This window comes from Promicromonospora kroppenstedtii DSM 19349 (genome assembly GCF_000515355.1).
Lineage (GTDB): Bacteria > Actinomycetota > Actinomycetes > Actinomycetales > Cellulomonadaceae > Promicromonospora > Promicromonospora kroppenstedtii.
Window position 1 is genome coordinate 5,423 of record NZ_KI911585.1, and the last position, 1,218, is coordinate 6,640.

The following is a 1,218-nucleotide window of genomic DNA, read 5'->3' on the forward strand; positions in this document are numbered from 1 at the left end:
TCTCGATGCCAACTGCCGAACCCGCTGCGGAAACTGCCGCGCCCAAATCCGTTGCCCGCCGCAAGCGGCTCCGACAGGATCGACGGGTGACCCGGCGATCCCTCGCACGTGACCGGAACTTCGTCGTCTTCTGGGGGACCCAGACCTTCTCGGTGCTGGGCGACTCGTTCTCGGTGATCGCGTTCCCGCTGCTCATGCTGGAGGCCACCGGCTCGCTGGTGCAGATGGGCCTCCTGACGAGCGTCATGGCCGTGGGGTCGCTCTCGATGGGCCTGGTGGGCGGGGCGATCGTCGACCGGTTCGACCGGCGCCGGCTGCTGATCGCGTGCGACGTGGCGCGTCTGCTCCTGTTCGCCGCCGTCCCCGTCGTCTGGGCGATCGACCCGCAGGTGTGGCTGCTGTTCGTCGTCGCGGGCGTGGCGTCGGTGTTCGGGCAGCTCTTCCAGATCACCTACATCACGGCCGTGCCGAACCTCGTGGGCCGCGACCGGGTGGCCGAGGCCAACGGGAAGCTCCAGGCCACGGCCTCGCTCGCCAGCATCGGCGGGCCGGCGCTCGCCGGCCTGGTCGCGGCGGCGCTCGGCGTCACCGCGGCGATCGCGATCGACGCCGCCACCTTCGGCGTCTCGGCGCTCGGCCTCCTCGCGGTCCGGCTCACGCGGACGGCGCCCACGGCGTCGGACCGGGCAGGTCTCGGGCGGGACCTGCGCACGGGGTTCGTCACGGGTGCCCGGTTCCTGTGGCGCCACCCGGTGCTGCGGGTCCTGACCGTCTTCCTGACGATCACCACGTTCGTCACCCTCGGCCTGACCGACGTGATCATCTACCAGGTGCGGCACGGTCTGGGGCAGAGCGAGACCGTGGTCGGCTACGTGATGGCCGCGGCCGGTGTCGGCACGTGCGTCGCGGCGGCCATGTCCGCGTGGCTGCGCCGCAAGCTCGGGTTCGGCGCGCTCTGGCTGGGCGCCATGACACTGTGCGGCACGGCGGCGGCGGTCCTGGCCCTGAGCCAGGACGTGCTGGTCATCGGGGTCGCGGTGCTCGCGTTCTGGTTCGGGCTGATGCTCGCCGCGGTCTCCTCGATGTCGCTGCGCCAGATGGTCACGCCCGACGCGCTGCTCGGGCGCGTGACCGCCGCGTTCTGGACCATCCACCACAGCCTCGCGCCCCTCGGCGCCGCCGCGCTCACGGCCTCGGCGGCCCGGTTCGGCGCGTCGC

Annotated in this window: 1 protein-coding gene; it reads left to right on the plus strand. The window is 72.6% G+C overall.

The features are described 5' to 3' along the window. Positions 1-86 precede the first annotated feature (86 nt). The coding region (locus PROKR_RS02610) for an MFS transporter (protein ID WP_036959365.1) at positions 87-1,218 on the plus strand (1,132 nt) is incomplete at its 3' end.